The sequence below is a fragment of the Methylomonas methanica genome (assembly GCF_001644035.1).
GTDB classification, from domain to species: Bacteria; Pseudomonadota; Gammaproteobacteria; order Methylococcales; family Methylomonadaceae; genus Methylomonas; species Methylomonas methanica_A.
Window position 1 is genome coordinate 1 of record NZ_LUUG01000052.1, and the last position, 19,532, is coordinate 19,532.

Sequence of the window (19,532 nt, forward strand, 5' to 3'; positions counted from 1 at the left end):
GGAGTCACGGATTCAGGATTAAGTTATTAACCAAGAATGCCGTGGTGTTGGTGACAAAGGACTCTTTATAAGTTTTAGCGGAAAACTGGCGATAAGGTTTGGTTTTTTCTATGATAAGCAACAGCACGAAAGCCAATATCGCCAGGCCAAATAAGGCTTCGTTAAAAAACAGGCCATCGTCGCCGTTGGCGTTTGCAGTTGTATTCATGGAGATCCTCTACAAAATATATTTATCGCACGGTAATTTAACTTCCTTGAATCGCATTTAATAGACTGGTTAATTCCTTTATTTCATTGTTGGCACTTACCTGCTGGGTAATATCATATTGCACGCCTAGATAATAAATTACCCGATTCTTTTTATCCAATAATGGGGTTATCTTTAAACGATTGTGAAATAAAGTGCCGTCTTTTTTGTAGTTTCTTAAGGTCACTTCAACCGATTCATGATTCTTCATGGCTTCGGCGATTTTAAACCGCGCCTCTTGTTCTCTATCTTCACCTTGCAAAAAACGGCAGTTGTGACCGATTATTTCGTCATGAGTATATCCGGTTAAACGTTCGAATGCTTTATTGGCATATATAATAGGCGCGTCTTCAAGGTCCGGGTCCGCCAGTGTGACGCCGTTTACGCATTCGTCCAAAATAGCGGAAAGTACTTGCGGAATAAGCCCGCTATCTTTTTCAACAATAAAAGCCATGGTTAAACTCCGGGTTTTATAATAATTATGAGTTTGTATATGCTAGTTGCATTCTACTAATATTAAATTCTTAATGTTTTCGACGGTGTTTTCCGCACCGTCTTCGATGGCACAACGAATTAATTTCTCGAAAGGCCGCATGAACACCTCAAGCTCCAAAAATTCAAATCGAAACGTCAAACGGGTGGGTTGCCGGTCTTCTTGAACGACTTCAAGAAAATAACTGTGCTTGTAAGGCTGGGTCAATCCTTGAAAGATAAGCTTGGATCGGGGTTGATAATCGGTGATTTCAAAAACAGATTCGATTTCGCCGTTGTTATCGTTACGGATTTGTTTGGCCTTGGCGCCGACGAATACTTCTTTTCCGTCGAGAGGTTCAAAATCGACTACTTCCACAGCCCATTTTGGATAATTCTCAAAAAATTTTTCACCGACATAATGAAAAACATCGTCAACTGGTTTGTCGATGTCGATGCATGCCTCGCCGGCAACGGGCTTGTGTGAGTCAAACGGAAATTTGATGTGCATTTGATCTTTCCCCCTCGCGGAGCTTTCTGCTCGGCGTTGTTATAATTTTTCTGGACACGTAAAGCCTATAAAACTGTATTTGGATTTATGGAATTAAATCACTTTCAGGCGGTTCGGCTTTTTGTGTATTTACTCAGTATACCTCGATGGCGTTGATTTAGAGATGGCTTTACAGCTAAACAGTCGATTAGACTGAACTTTAAAAAGAAAATATAAATTTGCTTTATGGTTTGTGCTAAGCAAAGCCTATCATAGTAAAGAGAAATACTTCAGTATCTAATTCTAGTCTGCATTGTGTCAGAAAGCTTACAAATTCTTAGTTTTCCTGGTGCCGCATGGCCGCGCAGCCGCCATAAAGCAGGTGCGATAAGCCGGAATAAATAAATAATTGCCTATAGTTTTCGTCGATTTCAATTTGATTGATCGAGCAGTAAAACTCCAGCGAACCGATTAGCAGAAGAAGAAAAACACCTAACGCGGCCAATGCTTCCGGGCTGTTACTCAATTTATAAAAACTGTACGCCGCGATTTGGATTAAACACAAATAAAACATCATTAACCGCATATTATTGGCTAACGGACCGTACAGATCGCTACTATCTTCAAAAAAAAGCGTATTACCGAATATCGTCGCTGCACCGCTGATCAATAATAGAATCACCGCTACATTAAAATTAATCTGCAATAACAATTGCAGTGCGTTCATGGTTTTTGTGGTTATCGATTGAGTATGCATATTGCTACCTCTGAAAAAAAGATACCCTCCAAGAGTACAGCGTTTGGAGGGTACATAGAGGAGGACTTTTAGGACGCCAGTACTTGTCCTTGATCCAGGTGATCGCCGGTTTCGTCGTTTATCGAGTCTTCGATCTCTTCAAACGATTTTGGTTCTTCTACTTCCGGTTCCGGCGGTGCAAGTTTTTTGCCTTGTAGCAGTTCATCGATCTGAAATTTATCGATGGTTTCCCAATCCATTAAGGCTTGAGCCATGTTGTGCAACACTTCGATGTTTTCTTTCAGTATGGTTTCGGCGCGGTTGTAATTGGCGTCGATTACCGCCCGTACTTCTTCATCGATAGTTTGTGCCATTTTTTCGGACATTGGCTTGGATTGCGGGCCCATGTATCCGCCCTCGCTGTCGCCATAGTCCATGGGGCCCAGACGATCCGACAAGCCCCATTTGGTGACCATGTTTCTAGCCAATTGCGTAGCCCGCATGATGTCGTTGGACGCGCCGGTGGTGACTTTGTTTTTGCCGTAAATCAAGGCCTCCGCTACCCTGCCACCGAACAAGCTGGCGATTTGGCTCTCCAGCTTATCCTTGGATGCGCTGTATTGGTCTCGCTCCGGCAGGAACATGGTGATACCCAAAGCACCGCCGCGCGGCATGATACTCACTTTGTAGACCGGGTCGTGCTCAGGCACATTGCGACCGACGATGGCGTGTCCGGCTTCGTGGTAAGCAGTCATCAACAAATCTTCTTTGGTCATGACCATGGTGCGTTTTTCCACACCCATAATCATTTTGTCGCGGGCTTTGTCCAAGTCATTCATGGTCACTATGCGCTTTTTGTTGCGGGCAGCAAACAGGGCGCCTTCGTTGATCAAGTTGGCTAACTCTGCCCCGGAAAAACCGGGTGTGCCGCGGGCCAGATCGTTAATATTCACGTCTTCCGCGAGTGGTACTTTGGCGCCATGCACTTTCAGAATTTGCTCGCGGCCCTTGATGTCCGGTAAACCGACCTGCACTTGCCGGTCAAAACGGCCTGGTCTTAATAAAGCTTTATCCAACACGTCAGCGCGGTTGGTAGCTGCGATAACGATGATGCCTTCGTTGCCGCTGAAGCCGTCCATTTCTACCAGCAGCTGGTTCAGCGTTTGTTCGCGTTCGTCGTTACCGCCGCCGATGCCGCTGCCGCCACGTTGCCGACCGACCGCGTCGATCTCGTCGATAAATATGATGCAGGGTGCGCGCTTTTTCGCTTGTTCGAACATGTCTCTGACCCTGGAGGCACCGACACCAACGAACATTTCCACGAAATCCGATCCGGAGATGGAGAAGAAGGGTACGCCTGCTTCGCCGGCAATCGCTCTGGCCAACAAGGTTTTACCGGTGCCCGGAGGGCCGACCATCAACACGCCGCGCGGAATCTTGCCGCCTAAAGCTTCGTATTTGCCTGGTTCTCTTAGGAAGTCGACCATTTCCACGACGTCTTCCTTGGCTTCTTCCACGCCGGCCACGTCGGTGAAGCGCACTTTGATCTGATCTTCAGCCATTAGTTTTGCCCGGCTTTTGCCAAAACCCATCTGGCCGTCGCGTCCGCCCATGGCTGCCTGCTTGCGCATGAAATACACCAGCACCATGATCAGCAAGAGGGTAGGTGCCCAGGAGATGAGAATATTCATCAAAGTGGACGGTTGTTGCGGTTTCTCGACTTTGATCTTCACGCCGTATTCCAGCAACTCGTCGATCATTCTGGAGTCATTGGGATTGTAGGTCGCGAAGCGCGTGCCGTTTTGGCGGTGACCGTCGACGTAATTGCCATCTATTACCACTTCCGTAACCACTTTATTACGCACGTCTTCGATAAAGTCGGAATACGAAATTTCAAAATGCGGATCGTATTCCGGCATGTTGCGGTTCATCACCGCCGACACCACCAGCCCTGCTGCGAGCAGGATGGTGATAAAAATGAACATTTTTTTCATGATAGCTGTCTCCTAACTTACTTTTCGCTGGAGAAGTATTTGAAAAAGTCGGAGTTCGGTTTTAACACCAAAGTATCCTGAGTTTTTTCAAACGACGTTTGGTATGCCTGCAAGCTGCGGTAGAACGCATAAAACTCGGGGTTTTTACCGTAGCTTTTCGCGTAAATCTCCGCTGATTGCGCATCGCCGCGACCGCGAATGCTTTCCGCATCGCGCTGGGCATTAGCAACTATCACGTGTTTTTGCTTATCGGCTTCCGCACTGATTTGCTCGGCACTTTCCGCGCCTTGCGAGCGGAATTCTCTGGCTACCCGCTCCCGTTCCGCGCGCATCCGTTGATACACCGAGCTGCTGACTTCCGGCGGCAAATCGATGCGTTTAACGCGAATGTCGATCAACTCGATACCGAATTTTTCGGCAGTGGGCGACAATTTTGCCAGCAAAGTTTGTCTCAGTTCGTTGCGGTCTTCGGAGATCAATTGCTTGATGGTCCGTACGCCGAATTCGCTGCGCATCGCGTCTTTCATGATTTGGTCTAGGCGCAGATTGGCTTGAAACTCGTCGCCGCCGACCGTGGTGTAAAAGAGACCCACATCACCGATTCGCCATTTAACGAATGAGTCAACAATAACGTTCTTCTTCTCGGAGGTAAGAAAACGCTCGGATTTCGCATCCAAGGTCAGCACACGCGCATCAAATGTGCTGACGTTATTGATGATGGGGGTCTTGAAATGCAGCCCTGGCGTGTAGTCGGATGTGACCATCTCACCGAGACGAAACAGTATGGCTTTTTCGTTTTCTTTGACGTAAAAAACCGACATATAGGCCAGTACACACAGAGTCAAACCGGCCGGAATTAAAACTTGGGTGGTTTTGCTGCTCATTGTTTGCTCCTGCTAGGACGTAATTCGTTGCCGGTGGATTTGCGAGCCCCGTTTTTGTCGCCGTTGTGCGGCTCGGAGCTAAGTTCCGGTTCCGTATGGCTGGCGGCAGGCTGTGCATGTTGCGTGACGGTTTGCGGCAAAGGCATGTACATCATCGGGTTGGATTGATCATCGTTCAGCATGATTTTGTTGGTACTGCTGTACAGTTTTTCTTTGGCTTCCAGGTACAAACGTTTACGGGTGATGGCTGGGCTTTTGTCGTATTCCACCAGTAACTGATCGAAACGTTCGGTTTCACCTTTGGCTTTGGCCACTTTCTCGGCTTCGTAGGCTTCCGCTTCTTGAATAATCCGCGATGCCGCACCGCGCGCTTTAGGAATCACTTCATTACTATAAGCTTCGGCTTCGTTGATCAAGCGTTGCTTGTCTTCGCGGGCTCGGATCGCATCCTCAAACGCGCCTTGCACTTCTTCGGGTGGCTGGGCATCCTGCAAATTGACGCTGGCGATGCTGATGCCGGCCTTGTAGCCGTCCATTGCCTCCTGAATCTGTTCTTTAATCTCGGCGACGATTTGACTGCGCCCTTCGGTTAACACGAAGTCCATATTGTTGCGGCCGATCACGGCGCGCTCCACACTTTCAGTTAATTGCTTCAGCGTGTTTTCATTGTTTTTGACGTTAAACAAGTAGTCGCGGGCATTATTGATTTGATACTGCACGGCCAGACGTACGGTAATGATGTTTTCGTCGCTGGTCAGCATCAACGATTCTTGCGGGATAACGGCTGACTTGTTAACCCGGCTGGAATCGGTGTATCCGACTTCGATAAACCGTTGTTGCTCTACGTTCACGTTAGCTACGCTTTCAATCGGCGCCGGAATATGCCAGTGCGGGCCTGGCAAGGTGGTTTCCGAATACGCACCGAAGCGGCTTACCACGCCTCGGTTACCTTGGTCCACAATGTAAACCCCGCTGGCCAGCCAGACGACAGTTAACGTACCACCAACGGCGGCGGCGATGTTGGTTAAAGAAAACATACTTTTGTGATCGTTAAAAAAGTCGCCCGCTTTGCTAGAAACTTGCTTCCACTGCTTATCCAGTTCCAACTTCCAGTCGGACTGCGGCGTTTGCTTACTGGTGTTTTGTTTTTCTGATGACATAATCACTCCTCTTGTAGTGTTAGCCTGACCTGGGTCAATGATTGTTATTGTTAGCCATCCTTGGGTTCGAGAAATAGCATAAGGTCAAAGCCAAATTGTTGTTTCAATTTTTTTAAAGCTTCATTTTGAATTTGCCTGACTCTCTCCCGAGTAACATGCAGCTGATCCGCTACTGCCTGCAAGGTCATTTCCGTGTGATCGCGCAGACCGAAACGCATGGTTAAAATCGCCGCCTGTTTTTCCGGTAGCGAAGCAACTGCTTTGTCGACATATTGAGCCAGATCCTGATCAATTAGTTCATCGAGTGGCAGACTGAATTGATGCTGCTGCATTTTTGCCATCAATTCCAGATTATCGTCATCATCACCTATTGCCGCGTCCAAAGAATGCGTGGCTTGGTAGTAACTGCTGATGGTTTTAATCTCTTGCTCGGACAAATCGCAAGCAAGTTTCAATTCGGCGATGCTCGGCCAGCGCTCATATTTAAGGTAGCAACTGCGCATGGCCTCGAAGACGGTGGCGGCTTTTTCGGCCAACGCGACCGGCAAACGGACAATTTTTTCTTGTTTGACTATCAGGCGGGATATGGCCTGTCTGATCCAATAAATGGCATAAGTGGAAAAGCAGATGCCGCGATCAGGGTCGAATCTATCCACCGCTTTAATCAAGCCCACCAAACCTTCCTGCATCAAATCTTCAAAGCTCAAATTACTGGTTTTGTACTTGTGAGCAACGAATGCCACCAAGCCGGTGTTGGCGGAGATCATTTCCTGCCGCAAGCTTCTCAATTCGCGTTTGGCTTTGCCCAGGCGTTTTTTGAAGTCGGCGCTGTCTTCGGTGTCTGCGCTCAACACACCGTCCGCTTGCGCCGCGCTGTCCATCAAAAATACCGGTAACAAGTGCAGGCTGTACAACAAGCGATTGACCGAACGAGCCACCAAGGATTGCTGCGCAAATTCCGAACCCATAAGTTGTACAACATTATCAGCTTGTACAACTTTGTCCTGTCCGTTATTCTCGACATAAAGAACCGGATTGTTTTTATTCTCCGCCTGGCTGTTCACCAGTAGTTGCAGCAATCTTTTGTAGTCGTCTGAATTTTTGGCGACGATCAGATCGGAGCAGTCCACGCCTGAATTGAGGTCGTGCAAAAATCTGTTAATTATCAAGGCGTTGGTCTGCTTGTTTTCCAGCAATAACGCTAACAGAGTCTGCCTGGCCTGTTCAACTTGAACGGCAAGTGAGTTGGGTTGGGATTCTGTTACCGAATCCATCTCGCTATCGATTGGCAATGTGGCTAAGTTGGACATAATCAATTCACTTGGTTATTTAAGTTGTTGGCAAATAACTTACTAGAATGTAGAATGTTTGTCAAAGTATTTTCTATACAAAAGTTGAACAATGTACTCAATTAAAGCGATTACCTCCTTAACCGGATTAACAGCGGAAACACTAAGAGCCTGGGAACGTCGCTACGCCTGCATCATGCCGGCGCGGAACAGCACGGGGCGGCGTTTCTATTCTCAACAGGATTTGGAAAAATTGACGCTGTTGGTCAATCTGACCCGAAAGGGTCATCCCATCGGCAAGCTGGCTGCCCTGGACAACCAGCAACTACAAGATTTTCAGAAACAAGTCAGTGTTCAACCGTCAGAAGAGCAATCGCCGCTGTTGGCGCAGATCATCGATTCCTTGAAACAATATCGCATCGAACGTTGCGAACAATTGTTGAAGAAGGCGCTGATCGCCGCCGAGCCGTTGGACTACGCCAGAGACATTTTGTTGCCTGCCTTGCAGACGGTGGGAGAGCTTTGGCACGATGGGAAATTAAATATCGCCCAGGAACACATGTTTTCCAGCTGTATCAAACGGATTGTGTTGAGCATGGTGAACAATTTGCATCACCACTCTAAAAACAATCCGGGCATGCTGTTTGCCACGCCTAGCGGCGATCCGCATGAATTTGGGATTTTGGTGAGCTGCTTGATTGCCGCCAACCAGGGCTACAATTGTTATTATCTGGGTGCGGACCTACCGGCCAAGGATATTATCGAGGCCTGTCAGCACTTGAAGCCGGACGTGATAGTCATGGGATTGGTAAAGACCCCGCCGGAGCAAGTAACCATAGACGAATTACAGCTGATAATAGATTCGGTCAACAGCGAGGCCACCCAGGTCTGGCTGGGCGGCAGCGGGGCTTATTTTTACTACGCGCAATTGCAAAATGATTTAAGCCATTGCGAATTGATCACCGATATCGATCATTTCAACGCCAAAGCCCAGCAACAGCAGTTGTCCAACTGAATCACAGGCTAAATCCAGACAAGGTGCTGCAGACGATTCGCTAACGGCAGCTTATCGAAGGTCGGGCGGACCGAAACGTTGACATCGATAGGGATATTCCCGTTATTTTTAGTTCGCTCAACAACTTTTCTCGAAAGCTTCTACAGACAGGCAAGCAGCAGTAAAGTTGCCGAAGCCATTCAATCAACCCACTAACAGGTGAACGCTATGAACGAAGATACATTCAACATGGAAATCAGAAAATTTCTAAAAACAGTCGGTATCAGTTCCCAACGCGAAATTGAGCACGCAGTGGCTAAAGCATTGGAATCCGGAAAAATAAGCGGTTCGGAAAGTATCAACGTGAAGATGACTTTGGAAGCGCCGGCGGTGGGCATCAGTCATTGTATTGAGGGGACTATCGCGCTGGAATGACGGGCGCTTTTCTTGAGTGGGCAGCAGACCAGAGTGAATTCACGCTGGTCGCATAGCCAGAGGGCGGTTTAAGACGCGGATTCCTTCTTAGCTTTTTTCGCGGCTTTTTTTTCTTTCGGGCTTAAGGCCGGTTGTTTCTTGGTTTCCTTATTGCTTTTTTGGGCTTTGCTCATGCTGTTGGCTCCTTGGTATTGGTGATTTTGTCCGGCAAATAATCAAAATGATGCCTGTATGCCAGTGAACACCAACGACTTGAATAACCCGTAAGCGAAGTTATACACCTATTCGGCGCAGCGAACTGGCGTGGATTGCCGTTGGCCGGTTTTTGAGCGGGCTTAATGTCAAACAAAGTATGCCGCGCAGTACTTGCAAATAGTCCTGATCTCCGCATGGTTCAATGCGTAAGACTCGTAAAATCAACAAGCTAGCGTCAGAAATATGCGGGAATGACAAATTTTTACATGTCCTTCATAATCAACCAACCGCAAGTTTGCTCAAATAAGCCTTTTCGGTACTTTCGCCAGTTCAAGTCATGACTGAGATCACTTACGACATCGATAGTTTACTGATCGCCTGCGTGTTGTTGGGATCGATGGCAGTGACAATCGAGCTGGGTTATCGCTTGGGTTTACGGATTAAACCTAAGGTGGACGATAATTTCAAAGCCCATGTCAATTCCATTTCCGGGTCATTACTCGGCATTCTGGCATTGCTGTTGGGTTTTACTTTCTCGTTATCCTTACAGCGTTACGATAGTCGTAGCGAGGCGGTGGTCGACGAAGCCAATGCCATCGGTACCGCCTATTTGCGTGCGCAGTTATTGCCGAAGCCGGTACGTGAAGAAGTAAGCGGCGTAATTCGTAATTATCTGGATTTGCGGGTCAGAACCGGCTATGTCGATCTAACCCAGCGCGGGCAGAGGGAGGCGCTGATCGCGGAGGCCGGACGCATGCAAGCAAAGCTTTGGGATTATGCCCGGCAAGCGAATGAACAGGCACCCAGTCCGGTGACCACTGGTTTGTTTATCCCTGCCTTGAACGATTTGATCGATAATTTCGGCAAACGCGATGCCGAGGTGAATCGGCATGTACCCGAGTTGGTGCTGGGGTTGTTGTACATCACCTTTGTGATTAGCGGGGCTCTGGTCGGCTATACCAACGGTCTGGCCGGGCATCGGACATCGTTTGTCACCTACATCATGGTCTGGCTGATTGTGGTAATGGTGTTCATTATTCTGGATTTGGACCGGCCGTATCGGGGCGTAATCCGGGTGAGCCAGCAGAGTTTGATCGATTTGCAGAGTGCTATTCGCGATGGTGGAGACGTCGATAGCAGGCATTAGCATTTTTTAACAACCGGAGAATTTCGCCATGTTGGACATTATCCTGATCTTCGTTGCAGTGGTTGTTCTGATTATTCTGGCATTGGCCAGCAGACAGCCGGATACTTTCCAGGTTTCCCGGTCCATCAGTATGGCCGCGCCGCCGGCAACGGTTTTTAATCAAATTAACGATTTGCAGAATTGGCAGGCTTGGTCGCCCTGGGCCAAACTGGACCCCAATGCCAAAAACAGCTTTTCAGGGCCGCAAGCCGGTGCCGGTGCCAACATGAGTTGGGCCGGTAACAATAAAGTAGGCGAGGGCAGTATGACCATCGTCGAGAGTTGCCCGCACGACTTGATCCGTTTCAAACTGGATTTTCTTAAACCGTTTAAAGCCAGCAATACCGCCGAGTTTACCTTCACATCCGCAGGGGAAAATACTGTTGTGGTCTGGAGTATGTCCGGTAAAAATAACTTCATCGGCAAACTCATGAGCTTGGTCATGAATTGCGACAAAATGGTGGGCGGTCAGTTTGAGCAGGGCTTGTCGGCTATCAAATCGATAGTGGAGGAGGCCGGCTAGATTGGATTGAATAGCTTGGTCAGAGGGTAAACGAATATTTCCAAACGGAGGCGTCGATATTCAGTTGAATAAATCACGCCACCCAATTTTCCAATAACAAGCCCTGTACACGCTTGAATTCGCGCAAATTGTTACTCACCAGAATTAGCCCTTGACTGCGGGCGTGGGCCGCAATATGCAGGTCATTAATGCCGATGGTTTGGCCGATTTGTTCCAGCGCGGCGCGGATGCTGCCATAGTGGTAGGCGGCGGTATCTCCGTAAGGCAATATCTGTAAACGACTGCAAAAATCTTCGACTACAGCGAGGTTTTTAGCGGGGAATTGGCTTTTCTCGGCACCATGTACCAACTCGGCGAGCGTGATAGCGGAAATCGCCATGCGTCCATGTTCGTTATTGAATTTAGTCAATACTTCTAGCGGCCGCCGCTTGATAACGTAGATGACAATGTTGGTATCGAGCAGGTATTTCAGCATGGGTTTGCCTAAAAACTGTCACGCTCAGTTTGCTGTTGGCTGGCGCGCTCGGTCATGAAGTCGTCGCTGACCGTCGGACCATTCAAAAAAAAGCTGTCCCATGTGGATTCTGCCGGCGCTATGATGCGCTCTTGACCGATGACCCGAACTTCAACTTTCTTAACGGAATCGGGAAAACGCATATCGGCGGGGAGGCGCACTGCTTGACTGCGGTTATTAGTGAAAATCGTGCTCGTAGCCATGGTTGCCACCTTGTATTTGTATATGGCAAGACTATATCCTTAGATTTGTTTAAAAATCAATATCTTTCTTGGCACCAAGAGAGGCCAATAAGGCCGCATCAGCGATAAAAAGCTAATCTTGGATTTCTGCCCACGAACTCTGCAAATAAAGCGCCTCAACCTTTTGTCTTGCCCAGGGCGTCTTGCGCAAAAACTTCAGACTGGAGGTAATGCTGGGGTCTTTGGCAAAGCAATTGATGTCGATGCGGCTAGCCAATTCAGCCCAGCCATATTTTTCCACCAAACGGGTCAGCAGTGTTTCCAGTGTGATGCCATGCAATGGATCTTGCTTGCCGGGTTTAGTCATCGGCGGCTTCGCCAGGGTTGGTTTCGGCCTTTTTCACACGAATGCGGTTGCCGTCCATTTCCAGACCATTCAGGGTTTTGATGGCGGCCTTGGCTTCGCCGGCCTTGGGCATTTCCACAAAGCCGAAGCCTTTCGAGCTATTGGTGTCTTTGTCCATCACCAGTGAACAGGATTGCACGCTGCCGTGTTCCGCGAACATGGCCCGCAATTCGGTTTCGGTGGTGGTGCGGGGAAGATTGCGTATCAGTAATTTCATGGCTTTGCTTGTTTATGCTAAAGGGTCGCAACTATACAACTTATCGGATTGGGCTTTTTTGCTAAATACGCGCTGCGCGGCAATCGGTTTAGGTTTTGTCGGTTATACGACAATAAATCGGCTAGCCAACGCGCAGCGATACGCTCTATTTCCGCGCAAACCCGACAATTCGCCGAGTTTGGCGGGCTTGCTGATAGCCGATTACCGTGGTGCGATTATTGCTGCAATGTGGTTTTCCATCACCGGATCGGTACTATGCGCTACGAACCTTACCAAGAAGAATATGATGCGGCTCAATCCATGAGCGATGAAGATCTGTTGGAATATTTTATGTATCGCATCGTCGAAATGGACGAAGTCTGGGGTTTGAAAGAAAGCCGGCAATGGATTTTGCGGGTGGTGGACGGCCATGAAACTCTGCCGGTCTGGCCGTACCGGCGTTATGCCGACGAGGCGGCGGTCGGCGACTGGGAAAATATGATAGGCGTGGCGGAGACGCTGGATTTTTTTATGTATCAGGTTTTGAACAAACTGACGGCGCAGGGTGTGCTGGTGGAAATCATGCCGAGAAAAGCGGCGGCCGGCTGTCTGATCAGTCCGCAACGCTTGTTTAATTTTCTGGAAGGCATGCGCGACTCGCGCGATTTTGTGTTGGACGATTAATTCTGTCCCTGCAAGTTAATCTGGTGCCCAGCCGAGCTTGCGGCACGTGGGAGTACCGATATTGCGGCATTGGCGATTGGTCTCCAGCAAGACCTGAGTTCGCGTTCAGCAACGTATCGATCCCTTTAAAAATGTTAGAGTAAACACCTACTAATCGGTCTTTAGGGGTGTTATGCACTATTGGGTTTTCTCCGGCGCTAGATATTCGGCGGCTTGGCTGTTGCTGGCAAGTCTGCTGTCTAGCGTGACGCAGGCCGATGTTTATCGTCTATCGATCTCGGAAAAGGCTATCAATCTGATTGGCGAAACCCAGCAGGCCGTGCTCGCGGACGAAGCCTTGCCCGCGCCTACCTTGCATTGGCGAGAGGGTGAGGAGGTTACTCTGCACGTCAGCAATCAGCTTAAAGAACACACCTCGATCCACTGGCACGGCATCATTCTGCCTTACCGAATGGATGGTGTGCCGGGCATTAGTTTCGACGGCATAGCACCCGGCCAGACCTTTACCTATCAATTTAAAGTCAAGCAAAGCGGCACCTACTGGTATCACGGTCATTCCGGGATGCAGGAACAACAGGGTTTGTTTGGAGCGCTGATCATAGCCCCGCAACAGGAACAGCAAACGGTAGATCGCGATTACGTGGTCATGCTGTCCGATTGGCCGCGCGCTGACCCGGCGCGGACCATGGCCCGCTTGAAAAAACAAAGTGACTATTACAATTTTCAGCAGCGCACCGTAGGCGATTTCTTTGCCGATGTTCAACGCTTGGGTTTTTGGAAAACCGTTAGCGACAGGATGGCCTGGGGCGAAATGCGCATGGAACCCACTGACTTGGCCGACGTGACCGGTGCCAATTACCGCTTCTTAATCAACGGCCAAACCTCGGAAGCGAAACCGCTTTATCTGTTCAAACCCGGCGAAAAACTTCGTTTGCGCTTTATCAACGCTTCGGCGATGACCCATTTTGATGTGCGCTTGCCGGGTCTGAAAATGACGGTAATTGCCGCCGACGGGCAGCCGGTCGAGCCGGTCGATGTGAATGAATTCCGGATTGCGGTGGCGGAAACCTACGATGTGTTGGTGCAGCCGCAAACCGAACAGGCTTTCAGCATCTTTGCCGAAGCGATGGATCGCAGCGGTTATGCTAGCGCTACGTTGACCCCACGCGCAGACTTGCAAGCCACGTTGCCGACAATGCGCCCCATGACCTTGTTGACCTTGGCGGATATGGGCGGCGAGCATGCCGGCCACGCTGCTCATCAAACATCGGTTCAGCCGGTTGCCGGCGAGGAAGTTGGTCACGCGCATACGGAACACTTGGCTACACCCGCCTCCACCAAGACTGAACACGTCGGCCATCGGCAAACAACAGCCGAGACAGTGCCAAACCCGCATGCCGGGCATGTCATGCCTGTTGCGGATACCAGCGATACAGTAAATCCATTGAGCTATAGCCAGTTAATCGCTGCGCAACCCAATCACGCGTTGATGGGGCCGCCGGACCGGGAAATCACGCTAAGGCTAACCGGCAATATGCAGCGCTATATCTGGTCGTTCGACGATACCAAATATGCCGATGCTGAGCCGATACGGGTCAAGTTTGGCGAGCGGATTCGTTTCACCTATGTCAACGAAACCATGATGAACCATCCCATCCATATTCACGGCCTCTGGCAGTATCTGGACAACGGTAACGGCATGTACAACCCGAAAAAACATGTGATCAACGTCAAGCCCGGCCAAACCGTCAGCGTCGATGTGCCGGCCGATGCGGAAGGCGAGTGGGCTTTTCATTGTCATTTGCTGTATCACATGGATACCGGCATGTTTCGTAAATTGATCGTGGAAAGGGCGGAACATGTGCATCCGTAAGGCTTTGCTTAGCCCCCGAAATATTTGGTTTTGTCTGGCTTTGTTTTGTTCCGCCGCAGTGGCGCACGACAGTGCTATGGTATTTAATCATTTCAAGGCCGACAGGCTGGAATACGAAGGTAATCAAGGCTTGCATCTGTTCAAATGGGATGTGCAGAACTGGACCGGCACCGACGAAAACAAGCTTTGGTTGAAATCGGAAGGCGATTATTCCGCCGATCAAAATATCTTCGGCCGCGCCGATTTACAGATCCTGTACAGTCGCAATATCGACACGTTTTGGGATTTTCAGATCGGCGCCCGGCGCGCGATAGAACCGGAACGTACTTTCGATGCGGTCATCGGCTTTCAAGGGCTGGCGCCATATTTCATCGAAGTGGACAGCGCGATGTTCATCAACGAGAAAGGCAATGTGTTGGGGCGTTTGACGCTCGGTTACGAAATGCTATTGACCCAGCGGCTTATTCTACAGCCGCGCGTCGAAGTAAATGTGGCTGCCGAGGACATACAAAATCGCGGCGTGAAAGCCGGCGTTACCGAATTTGAAGCGGGCTTTCGCTTGCGTTATGAGATCGAACGCGAATTTGCGCCTTATGTGGGTATGGACTACGTCGAGGAAGCGTCGCTCCGCGAACACCAGCACAGCTTGCGCGGTGTAGTCGGCGTGCGGGTTTGGTATTGAGCCGTTGCGGACCCGTATATTTTTGAAAAGTTAAAATCCAATTTTTCAAGCCAATGGGGATTGGTAGAATATTGGAATAGCCAGGAGATATTTTTTGAAACAATCTTTTTACGACTTAAATTATTCCGATTTAGAAACGGTAATAAATCAGAATAATTTAAACCCTTCGGTAGCTGCGATTCTTTTTAATTGGCATTATAAGAAAAAAGAAAGCATTCAATGTCGTGATAATATTTCAAAATCATCATTAGCTTATTTCGAACAGCATTTCGACTTTTCTTTGCCCGAAATCGATACGGTGCATGAGTCGTCAAAAGATCGAACAGTAAAGTTTTTGTTTAAGCTCAAAGATAATCACAAAGTCGAAACTGTCCTTATTCCGTTTAACAATAAATATTCTATTTGCTTGTCGTCGCAGGTTGGCTGCGCAATGAATTGCTCTTTTTGTTTTACCGGAGAGCAGGGGCTTAAACGGAATTTGACTACCAGCGAAATTGTAGGCCAGTTTCTCCAAGCGTGGCGCTGGTTGGCAAGCAATAGGCCGGGAGAAGAGCGGATTTTAAATATCGTTTTTATGGGGCAGGGCGAGCCTTTGCATAATTTTGATGCTGTTAAAAAAGCCTGTGAAATTTTTTTATCGCAACGCGGAACGTCAATTGGTGTGCAAAAAATTACGATTTCAACGGCGGGATATATCCCCGGCCTCAAAAGATGGAGCCAGGAAACTCCCGGCGTGAACCTGGCGTTATCGCTACATTCACCCTTTGCGGAAAAGAGGAATGAGCTTATTCCGATTAATAAAAAATATCCGCTAGCTGAGGTATTAACCTACATAGACGCAATACCATTGCAAAAAAAGCAATTCATTACTTATGAATATATTCTGATAAAAGGTTTCAATGACTCTCCGGATGATGCTAAAAAATTGGGGGCGTTACTGGCAGGAAAACGTGCTTATATAAACTTAATTCCTTTTAACCCATTCCCTGGCTCACGTTACGAGAGCCCCGATTTGGATGAAGTCGAAAATTTTAAAGCAGTATTAGATGGATTTAGAATCCCGACTTTAATAAGAGGCGCGAAAGGCGATGACGTATTGGCAGCATGCGGACAACTTAATTCTAAAAATTAAAAAGCTCCCCCTTCTATATTTCGGCAGGATGGCAATATGACAGCTGCGCGGACCAGCCATACACACCCGCTTCAGATCGCCGAAGTACGTGCGAGTCCTTCGCATGGCCGGATCGGGATCACTTTCTGTCCTGGTAAGCACGACCATTTTGCTTACACGGGTGCCTGGGAGCGCGATCTTGGTATCGATCTGGATGTCATCGCCGCCTGGGGGGCAAAGCTGGTGCTGACATTAATCGAACCCGCTGAGTTCAAGGCGCTTAAGGTGCCGCAGCTTGGACATGAAATTCGCAGGCGCGGCATAGCATGGCGCCATTTGCCGATTGCCGACTATTCCGTGCCTACCCAGGCGTTCGAGCAGCAGTGGCTGACGCAAGGCCAGGAGATCCGGCAGATGTTGCGCAATGGCGAAGACGTGCTCGTGCATTGCAAGGGTGGCTTGGGGCGGGCAGGTATGATCGCGGCGCGGCTGCTTGTGGAATTGGGCATGGATGCCGAAGTGGGGATACAGGCCGTTCGGCACGTGCGTAAGGGCGCCATCGAAACGCCTGCGCAACTGGCGCTGGTGCGTCGCACTAAATCCATCCCCTAAGCCGGAACATAGCGATGTACGCAGATATATCAACGATTGATACCACCGTCATGCAGCGGATTAGCGGGCAACTGGGCACCAATCCCGCGGGCATTTTTCAGGACGGTAACGGCCGGCGTTACTACGTGAAGACTCTGGAATCTCCGGCGCATGCTCGCAATGAAATGATTGCAGCCAAGCTGTACCAACTCGCCGGTGCACCCACTTTGACTTATGTGAACACCAAAGCGCCTGAGCAGATCGCGACTGAGTGGGTCGAACTCGACAAAAAGTGCATTGCACATCTCAGTCAAAGCGAACGCAAACAGGCTCAGCAGTGGTTTGGTGTGCATGCCTGGACCGCCAATTGGGATGTCGCCGGCTTTAATGGCGAAAACCAGGGTGTCGTCAACGGCAAAGTGCTGACACTGGATGTGGGTGGAGCGCTGGCATTCCGGGCTCAGGGCGATCCGAAAGGCAAAGCATTCGGCACCCGCGTGGACGAACTAGACGTGCTGCGCAACGACGATGGCAACCCACATGCCGGCAAACTCTTCGCAGGCATGAGCCCAGAAGACATCAAACAGGCTATCATGGTGGTGCTCAGGATTCCCGACGAAAAAATTCGCCAGCTTATTATTGATTACGGCGGCGGTCATGCGCTGGCCGAAAAGATGATTGCACGTAAAGCCGATATGGCTGGGCGCTAGCCTATTTTTGCCGGGCCGTAGGGTGAAGAAGCAAAGTGTCATCCGCCAATTCTCAGGTTCTCCCATTTCGAATGAAGTCAAACCATGCTTGACCGGGGTGTAATGGATATAATTGATGTGTGCTGAATACGGCATCATAGATAGTGATCTTCCCAAAACCGACGTTGCCAGCGCGCCACGCTCCTGGTGTTTTATACTGGTTGCGCAGCAATATCCGTTTTACGACCTTAGATGTGCTGAACAAAGTGATTGCATTAATCGCGAACGATGGGCGAAGTGGCCTAAGCGGCGTCCTGGTGGTTTTTCTTTGGGGACTTTCTCTTGGCGGAGTTAATTCGGTCCGCGACACAACAAAACGCCAATGACCAATTACCACGAAATCCTAACATTCTGGTTTGAAGAAACAGCCCCCAAACTCTGGTGGTCAGCCAATCCGGACTTCGATAAAACCATCGCAGACCGATTCGTACTCACACTCCAACAAGCCGTAAAAGGCGAATTGTTCGCTTGGCGGCAAGAGCCAAAAGGCCGGCTCGCCGAAGTCATCGTCATCGATCAGTTCTCCAGAAACATCTACCGTAACTCCCCTTTGGCATTCGCCTATGATTCGCTAGCTTTGGTGTTGGCGCAGGAAGCGATAGCGGCGGGTGCTGATCTAGGCTTGTCGCCCATCGAGCGCAGTTTTCTGTATTTGCCCTTTATGCACAGCGAGTCCAAAACCATCCATGCATGGGCGGAAAAGCTCTACCGCGAAAATGGCTTGCCGGATAACTATCAATTTGAGTTAAAGCACAAAGTCGTTATTGATCGCTTCGGCCGTTATCCGCATCGCAATCAAATTCTGGGTCGTATCTCAACTGCCGAAGAGCTTGAGTTTCTTAAACAACCGGGTTCCAGTTTTTGAGGGCCGTCAGGAAAAGCAAGTAAATGGAAGTCTGTGGGTATATTACTCGAGTTCCCACATATCACGTGGGAACTCAGATGTACCGCGCGGCGGTGCGTGTGTGCCGCAGCGCGGCCAAGCCCTGCATTACCACGCGGCGCGTGGGAACGAGGAAATAGAGCTTCTACTAGCAGTACAGGCTAACGAGAGTTCCATGTGGGGGCCGATTATTGGTTTTAGGAATAAAGCGATAAGCAAAATTTACGATGTTTGGCGGATTGGTTTGAAAGCTAGGGTGCGCGCGAGTATCATCAAGAACTCACCAGTCTCGGTAGCAACCGGCCACATAGGTAAACACCATGAATATCATCGTTCGTTACTTGGCATTAATTTTTTCGATAATAGTGTCCGCCGGTTTATGCACGCCCGCGACAGCGGCATTGATTCAATACACCTATACCGGTAATACCTTTACCTACATAGATCCGCCGGGTTTTGGGGATGTCGGTGTAAACATTAGCTTTATTGTTGAAGAATCGCTGCTACCCAAAAACGGACGGGCTATTCTTGATGTTGACGACTATTCCAGCGCGCGCATCCCGTTTACCTTCAGTTTTGGTTTAGGGCAATTTTATAGAATGGACACTGCGGCTTTTTACACAAATCCCAATAATGCCGGGGTCGACCCGCACTTTCAGACCTATTACGACAGGAGTGCTCGAATAGAGTTCGATACCGACGCCGACGGGCATTTCAGCGGTAATTGGAGTGCGGTACTCAATAAACATGAATATGGTAGGCCCGGTTTGCTGGGGGGCGTTTCGATAAGTTCGGTTGCAAATGGCTTAGCTGCAATGGATTCGGGCGAATTAATTTACAGCGTTTCTGGGTCGGTGACCGGCAATCCGGGGGCTTGGACACGTCAGCTAGCGCCTGTGCCGTTACCCGCGAGTGGGTTTTTGTTCGGTTTTTCTATTGCTGGCCTGGGTCTTAGCAAACGTTTTAATCGCTAGCCGCTTGCTTGGTCGAAAATAATGTTCTCCGGGTTGGGGCGAGTTATGCGTCCTCTCCGTTCAGGTAAATAGCAATAAAAAAG

Annotated in this window: 24 protein-coding genes; 12 read left to right on the forward strand and 12 right to left on the reverse strand. The window is 49.3% G+C overall.

What is annotated here, in order from left to right; translation table 11 throughout:
• Positions 1-4 precede the first annotated feature (4 nt).
• From A1332_RS05900 to A1332_RS05935, 8 genes are all read right to left on the reverse strand, one after another.
• Positions 5-208, reverse strand: a complete 204-nt coding sequence (locus A1332_RS05900; RefSeq protein ID WP_064007633.1) for a hypothetical protein — start codon at positions 206-208, stop codon at positions 5-7.
• A gap of 37 nt (positions 209-245) precedes the next feature.
• Positions 246-701 (reverse strand): PAS domain-containing protein, encoded by a 456-nt coding sequence (locus A1332_RS05905; protein WP_064007634.1) that lies wholly within the window; start codon positions 699-701, stop codon positions 246-248.
• Positions 702-743: 42 nt separating this feature from the next.
• A complete protein-coding gene (locus A1332_RS05910) occupies positions 744-1,229 on the reverse strand; it encodes an SRPBCC family protein (protein WP_064007635.1) in 486 nt (161 codons plus the stop codon).
• A gap of 316 nt (positions 1,230-1,545) precedes the next feature.
• Positions 1,546-1,935, reverse strand: coding sequence for a hypothetical protein (locus tag A1332_RS05915; protein ID WP_082879568.1), 390 nt, complete (start codon positions 1,933-1,935; stop codon positions 1,546-1,548).
• Between the two features lie 98 nt (positions 1,936-2,033).
• Positions 2,034-3,938 (reverse strand): ATP-dependent zinc metalloprotease FtsH, encoded by a 1,905-nt coding sequence (gene ftsH, locus A1332_RS05920; protein ID WP_064007637.1) that lies wholly within the window; start codon positions 3,936-3,938, stop codon positions 2,034-2,036.
• Between the two features lie 17 nt (positions 3,939-3,955).
• A complete protein-coding gene (hflC, locus tag A1332_RS05925) occupies positions 3,956-4,822 on the reverse strand; it encodes a protease modulator HflC (protein ID WP_020482229.1) in 867 nt (288 codons plus the stop codon).
• Positions 4,819-5,982: an FtsH protease activity modulator HflK gene (hflK, locus tag A1332_RS05930; protein WP_064007638.1), complete on the reverse strand. Its 1,164-nt coding sequence runs from the start codon at positions 5,980-5,982 to the stop codon at positions 4,819-4,821. Before hflK ends, hflC begins: the two co-directional genes overlap by 4 nt.
• A 50-nt stretch (positions 5,983-6,032) precedes the next feature.
• On the reverse strand, positions 6,033-7,292 hold the full coding sequence (locus A1332_RS05935; RefSeq protein WP_064007639.1) for a sigma-70 family RNA polymerase sigma factor: 1,260 nt from the start codon (positions 7,290-7,292) through the stop codon (positions 6,033-6,035).
• Positions 7,293-7,383: 91 nt separating this feature from the next.
• Here A1332_RS05935 and A1332_RS05940 point away from each other — a divergent pair, with 91 nt between their 5' ends.
• The 4 genes from A1332_RS05940 to A1332_RS05955 all read left to right on the forward strand — a co-directional run bounded on the left by A1332_RS05940 (position 7,384) and on the right by A1332_RS05955 (position 10,604).
• Positions 7,384-8,286, forward strand: coding sequence for a MerR family transcriptional regulator (locus A1332_RS05940; protein WP_064007640.1), 903 nt, complete (start codon positions 7,384-7,386; stop codon positions 8,284-8,286).
• A 207-nt stretch (positions 8,287-8,493) separates the two neighbouring features.
• Positions 8,494-8,700 carry a DUF6494 family protein gene (locus A1332_RS05945; RefSeq protein ID WP_064007641.1) on the forward strand — a complete coding sequence of 69 codons (207 nt, stop codon included), beginning with the start codon at positions 8,494-8,496 and terminating at the stop codon, positions 8,698-8,700.
• A 532-nt stretch (positions 8,701-9,232) separates the two neighbouring features.
• A complete protein-coding gene (locus A1332_RS05950; RefSeq protein WP_064007642.1) occupies positions 9,233-10,042 on the forward strand; it encodes a DUF4239 domain-containing protein in 810 nt (269 codons plus the stop codon).
• A gap of 28 nt (positions 10,043-10,070) precedes the next feature.
• Positions 10,071-10,604 carry an SRPBCC family protein gene (locus tag A1332_RS05955; RefSeq protein ID WP_064007643.1) on the forward strand — a complete coding sequence of 178 codons (534 nt, stop codon included), beginning with the start codon at positions 10,071-10,073 and terminating at the stop codon, positions 10,602-10,604.
• A 73-nt stretch (positions 10,605-10,677) separates the two neighbouring features.
• Here the strand turns inward: A1332_RS05955 and vapC are convergent, their stop codons facing one another.
• The 4 genes from vapC to A1332_RS05975 form a co-directional block, all read right to left on the reverse strand.
• Positions 10,678-11,079 (reverse strand): type II toxin-antitoxin system tRNA(fMet)-specific endonuclease VapC, encoded by a 402-nt coding sequence (gene vapC / locus A1332_RS05960; RefSeq protein WP_064007644.1) that lies wholly within the window; start codon positions 11,077-11,079, stop codon positions 10,678-10,680.
• A gap of 8 nt (positions 11,080-11,087) precedes the next feature.
• Positions 11,088-11,321 (reverse strand): type II toxin-antitoxin system VapB family antitoxin, encoded by a 234-nt coding sequence (gene vapB, locus A1332_RS05965; RefSeq protein ID WP_064007645.1) that lies wholly within the window; start codon positions 11,319-11,321, stop codon positions 11,088-11,090.
• Between the two features lie 112 nt (positions 11,322-11,433).
• Positions 11,434-11,667: a VF530 family DNA-binding protein gene (locus A1332_RS05970; RefSeq protein ID WP_064007646.1), complete on the reverse strand. Its 234-nt coding sequence runs from the start codon at positions 11,665-11,667 to the stop codon at positions 11,434-11,436.
• The gene (locus A1332_RS05975) at positions 11,660-11,923 is read right to left on the reverse strand and encodes an RNA recognition motif domain-containing protein (RefSeq protein ID WP_020482220.1); all 264 of its coding nucleotides are present in this window, start codon (positions 11,921-11,923) and stop codon (positions 11,660-11,662) included. The genes A1332_RS05970 and A1332_RS05975 overlap by 8 nt, the downstream gene beginning before the upstream one ends.
• A gap of 255 nt (positions 11,924-12,178) precedes the next feature.
• Between A1332_RS05975 and A1332_RS05985 the strand changes: the two genes are divergently transcribed.
• The 8 genes from A1332_RS05985 (at position 12,179) to A1332_RS06020 (ending at position 19,449) form a co-directional block, all read left to right on the forward strand.
• Positions 12,179-12,586: a DUF2750 domain-containing protein gene (locus A1332_RS05985; protein ID WP_231890221.1), complete on the forward strand. Its 408-nt coding sequence runs from the start codon at positions 12,179-12,181 to the stop codon at positions 12,584-12,586.
• A gap of 172 nt (positions 12,587-12,758) precedes the next feature.
• A complete protein-coding gene (locus A1332_RS05990) occupies positions 12,759-14,459 on the forward strand; it encodes a copper resistance system multicopper oxidase (RefSeq protein WP_082879558.1) in 1,701 nt (566 codons plus the stop codon).
• Positions 14,446-15,141: a copper resistance protein B gene (locus A1332_RS05995; protein ID WP_231890222.1), complete on the forward strand. Its 696-nt coding sequence runs from the start codon at positions 14,446-14,448 to the stop codon at positions 15,139-15,141. Before A1332_RS05990 ends, A1332_RS05995 begins: the two co-directional genes overlap by 14 nt.
• A 94-nt stretch (positions 15,142-15,235) precedes the next feature.
• A complete protein-coding gene (gene rlmN / locus A1332_RS06000) occupies positions 15,236-16,273 on the forward strand; it encodes a 23S rRNA (adenine(2503)-C(2))-methyltransferase RlmN (RefSeq protein WP_064007649.1) in 1,038 nt (345 codons plus the stop codon).
• A gap of 36 nt (positions 16,274-16,309) precedes the next feature.
• A complete protein-coding gene (locus A1332_RS06005; RefSeq protein WP_064007650.1) occupies positions 16,310-16,864 on the forward strand; it encodes a cyclin-dependent kinase inhibitor 3 family protein in 555 nt (184 codons plus the stop codon).
• A 14-nt stretch (positions 16,865-16,878) separates the two neighbouring features.
• Positions 16,879-17,553: a hypothetical protein gene (locus A1332_RS06010; RefSeq protein ID WP_064007651.1), complete on the forward strand. Its 675-nt coding sequence runs from the start codon at positions 16,879-16,881 to the stop codon at positions 17,551-17,553.
• A 361-nt stretch (positions 17,554-17,914) separates the two neighbouring features.
• Positions 17,915-18,457: a DUF924 family protein gene (locus tag A1332_RS06015; protein ID WP_064007652.1), complete on the forward strand. Its 543-nt coding sequence runs from the start codon at positions 17,915-17,917 to the stop codon at positions 18,455-18,457.
• A gap of 338 nt (positions 18,458-18,795) precedes the next feature.
• Positions 18,796-19,449 carry a hypothetical protein gene (locus tag A1332_RS06020; RefSeq protein ID WP_064007653.1) on the forward strand — a complete coding sequence of 218 codons (654 nt, stop codon included), beginning with the start codon at positions 18,796-18,798 and terminating at the stop codon, positions 19,447-19,449.
• Positions 19,450-19,532 lie beyond the last annotated feature (83 nt).

Bases quoted from the DNA above. Each gene is read 5' to 3' on its own strand.
- A1332_RS05900 (WP_064007633.1), bottom strand. From the start codon at position 208: ATGAATACAACTGCAAACGCCAACGGCGACGATGGCCTGTTTTTTAAC.
- A1332_RS05905 (WP_064007634.1), bottom strand. From the start codon at position 701: ATGGCTTTTATTGTTGAAAAAGATAGCGGGCTTATTCCGCAAGTACTT.
- A1332_RS05910 (WP_064007635.1), bottom strand. From the start codon at position 1,229: ATGCACATCAAATTTCCGTTTGACTCACACAAGCCCGTTGCCGGCGAG.
- A1332_RS05915 (WP_082879568.1), bottom strand. From the start codon at position 1,935: ATGAACGCACTGCAATTGTTATTGCAGATTAATTTTAATGTAGCGGTG.
- ftsH (WP_064007637.1), bottom strand. From the start codon at position 3,938: ATGAAAAAAATGTTCATTTTTATCACCATCCTGCTCGCAGCAGGGCTG.
- hflC (WP_020482229.1), bottom strand. From the start codon at position 4,822: ATGAGCAGCAAAACCACCCAAGTTTTAATTCCGGCCGGTTTGACTCTG.
- hflK (WP_064007638.1), bottom strand. From the start codon at position 5,982: ATGTCATCAGAAAAACAAAACACCAGTAAGCAAACGCCGCAGTCCGAC.
- A1332_RS05935 (WP_064007639.1), bottom strand. From the start codon at position 7,292: ATGTCCAACTTAGCCACATTGCCAATCGATAGCGAGATGGATTCGGTA.
- A1332_RS05940 (WP_064007640.1), top strand. From the start codon at position 7,384: ATGTACTCAATTAAAGCGATTACCTCCTTAACCGGATTAACAGCGGAA.
- A1332_RS05945 (WP_064007641.1), top strand. From the start codon at position 8,494: ATGAACGAAGATACATTCAACATGGAAATCAGAAAATTTCTAAAAACA.
- A1332_RS05950 (WP_064007642.1), top strand. From the start codon at position 9,233: ATGACTGAGATCACTTACGACATCGATAGTTTACTGATCGCCTGCGTG.
- A1332_RS05955 (WP_064007643.1), top strand. From the start codon at position 10,071: ATGTTGGACATTATCCTGATCTTCGTTGCAGTGGTTGTTCTGATTATT.
- vapC (WP_064007644.1), bottom strand. From the start codon at position 11,079: ATGCTGAAATACCTGCTCGATACCAACATTGTCATCTACGTTATCAAG.
- vapB (WP_064007645.1), bottom strand. From the start codon at position 11,321: ATGGCTACGAGCACGATTTTCACTAATAACCGCAGTCAAGCAGTGCGC.
- A1332_RS05970 (WP_064007646.1), bottom strand. From the start codon at position 11,667: ATGACTAAACCCGGCAAGCAAGATCCATTGCATGGCATCACACTGGAA.
- A1332_RS05975 (WP_020482220.1), bottom strand. From the start codon at position 11,923: ATGAAATTACTGATACGCAATCTTCCCCGCACCACCACCGAAACCGAA.
- A1332_RS05985 (WP_231890221.1), top strand. From the start codon at position 12,179: ATGCGCTACGAACCTTACCAAGAAGAATATGATGCGGCTCAATCCATG.
- A1332_RS05990 (WP_082879558.1), top strand. From the start codon at position 12,759: ATGCACTATTGGGTTTTCTCCGGCGCTAGATATTCGGCGGCTTGGCTG.
- A1332_RS05995 (WP_231890222.1), top strand. From the start codon at position 14,446: ATGTGCATCCGTAAGGCTTTGCTTAGCCCCCGAAATATTTGGTTTTGT.
- A1332_RS06005 (WP_064007650.1), top strand. From the start codon at position 16,310: ATGACAGCTGCGCGGACCAGCCATACACACCCGCTTCAGATCGCCGAA.
- A1332_RS06010 (WP_064007651.1), top strand. From the start codon at position 16,879: ATGTACGCAGATATATCAACGATTGATACCACCGTCATGCAGCGGATT.
- A1332_RS06015 (WP_064007652.1), top strand. From the start codon at position 17,915: ATGACCAATTACCACGAAATCCTAACATTCTGGTTTGAAGAAACAGCC.
- A1332_RS06020 (WP_064007653.1), top strand. From the start codon at position 18,796: ATGAATATCATCGTTCGTTACTTGGCATTAATTTTTTCGATAATAGTG.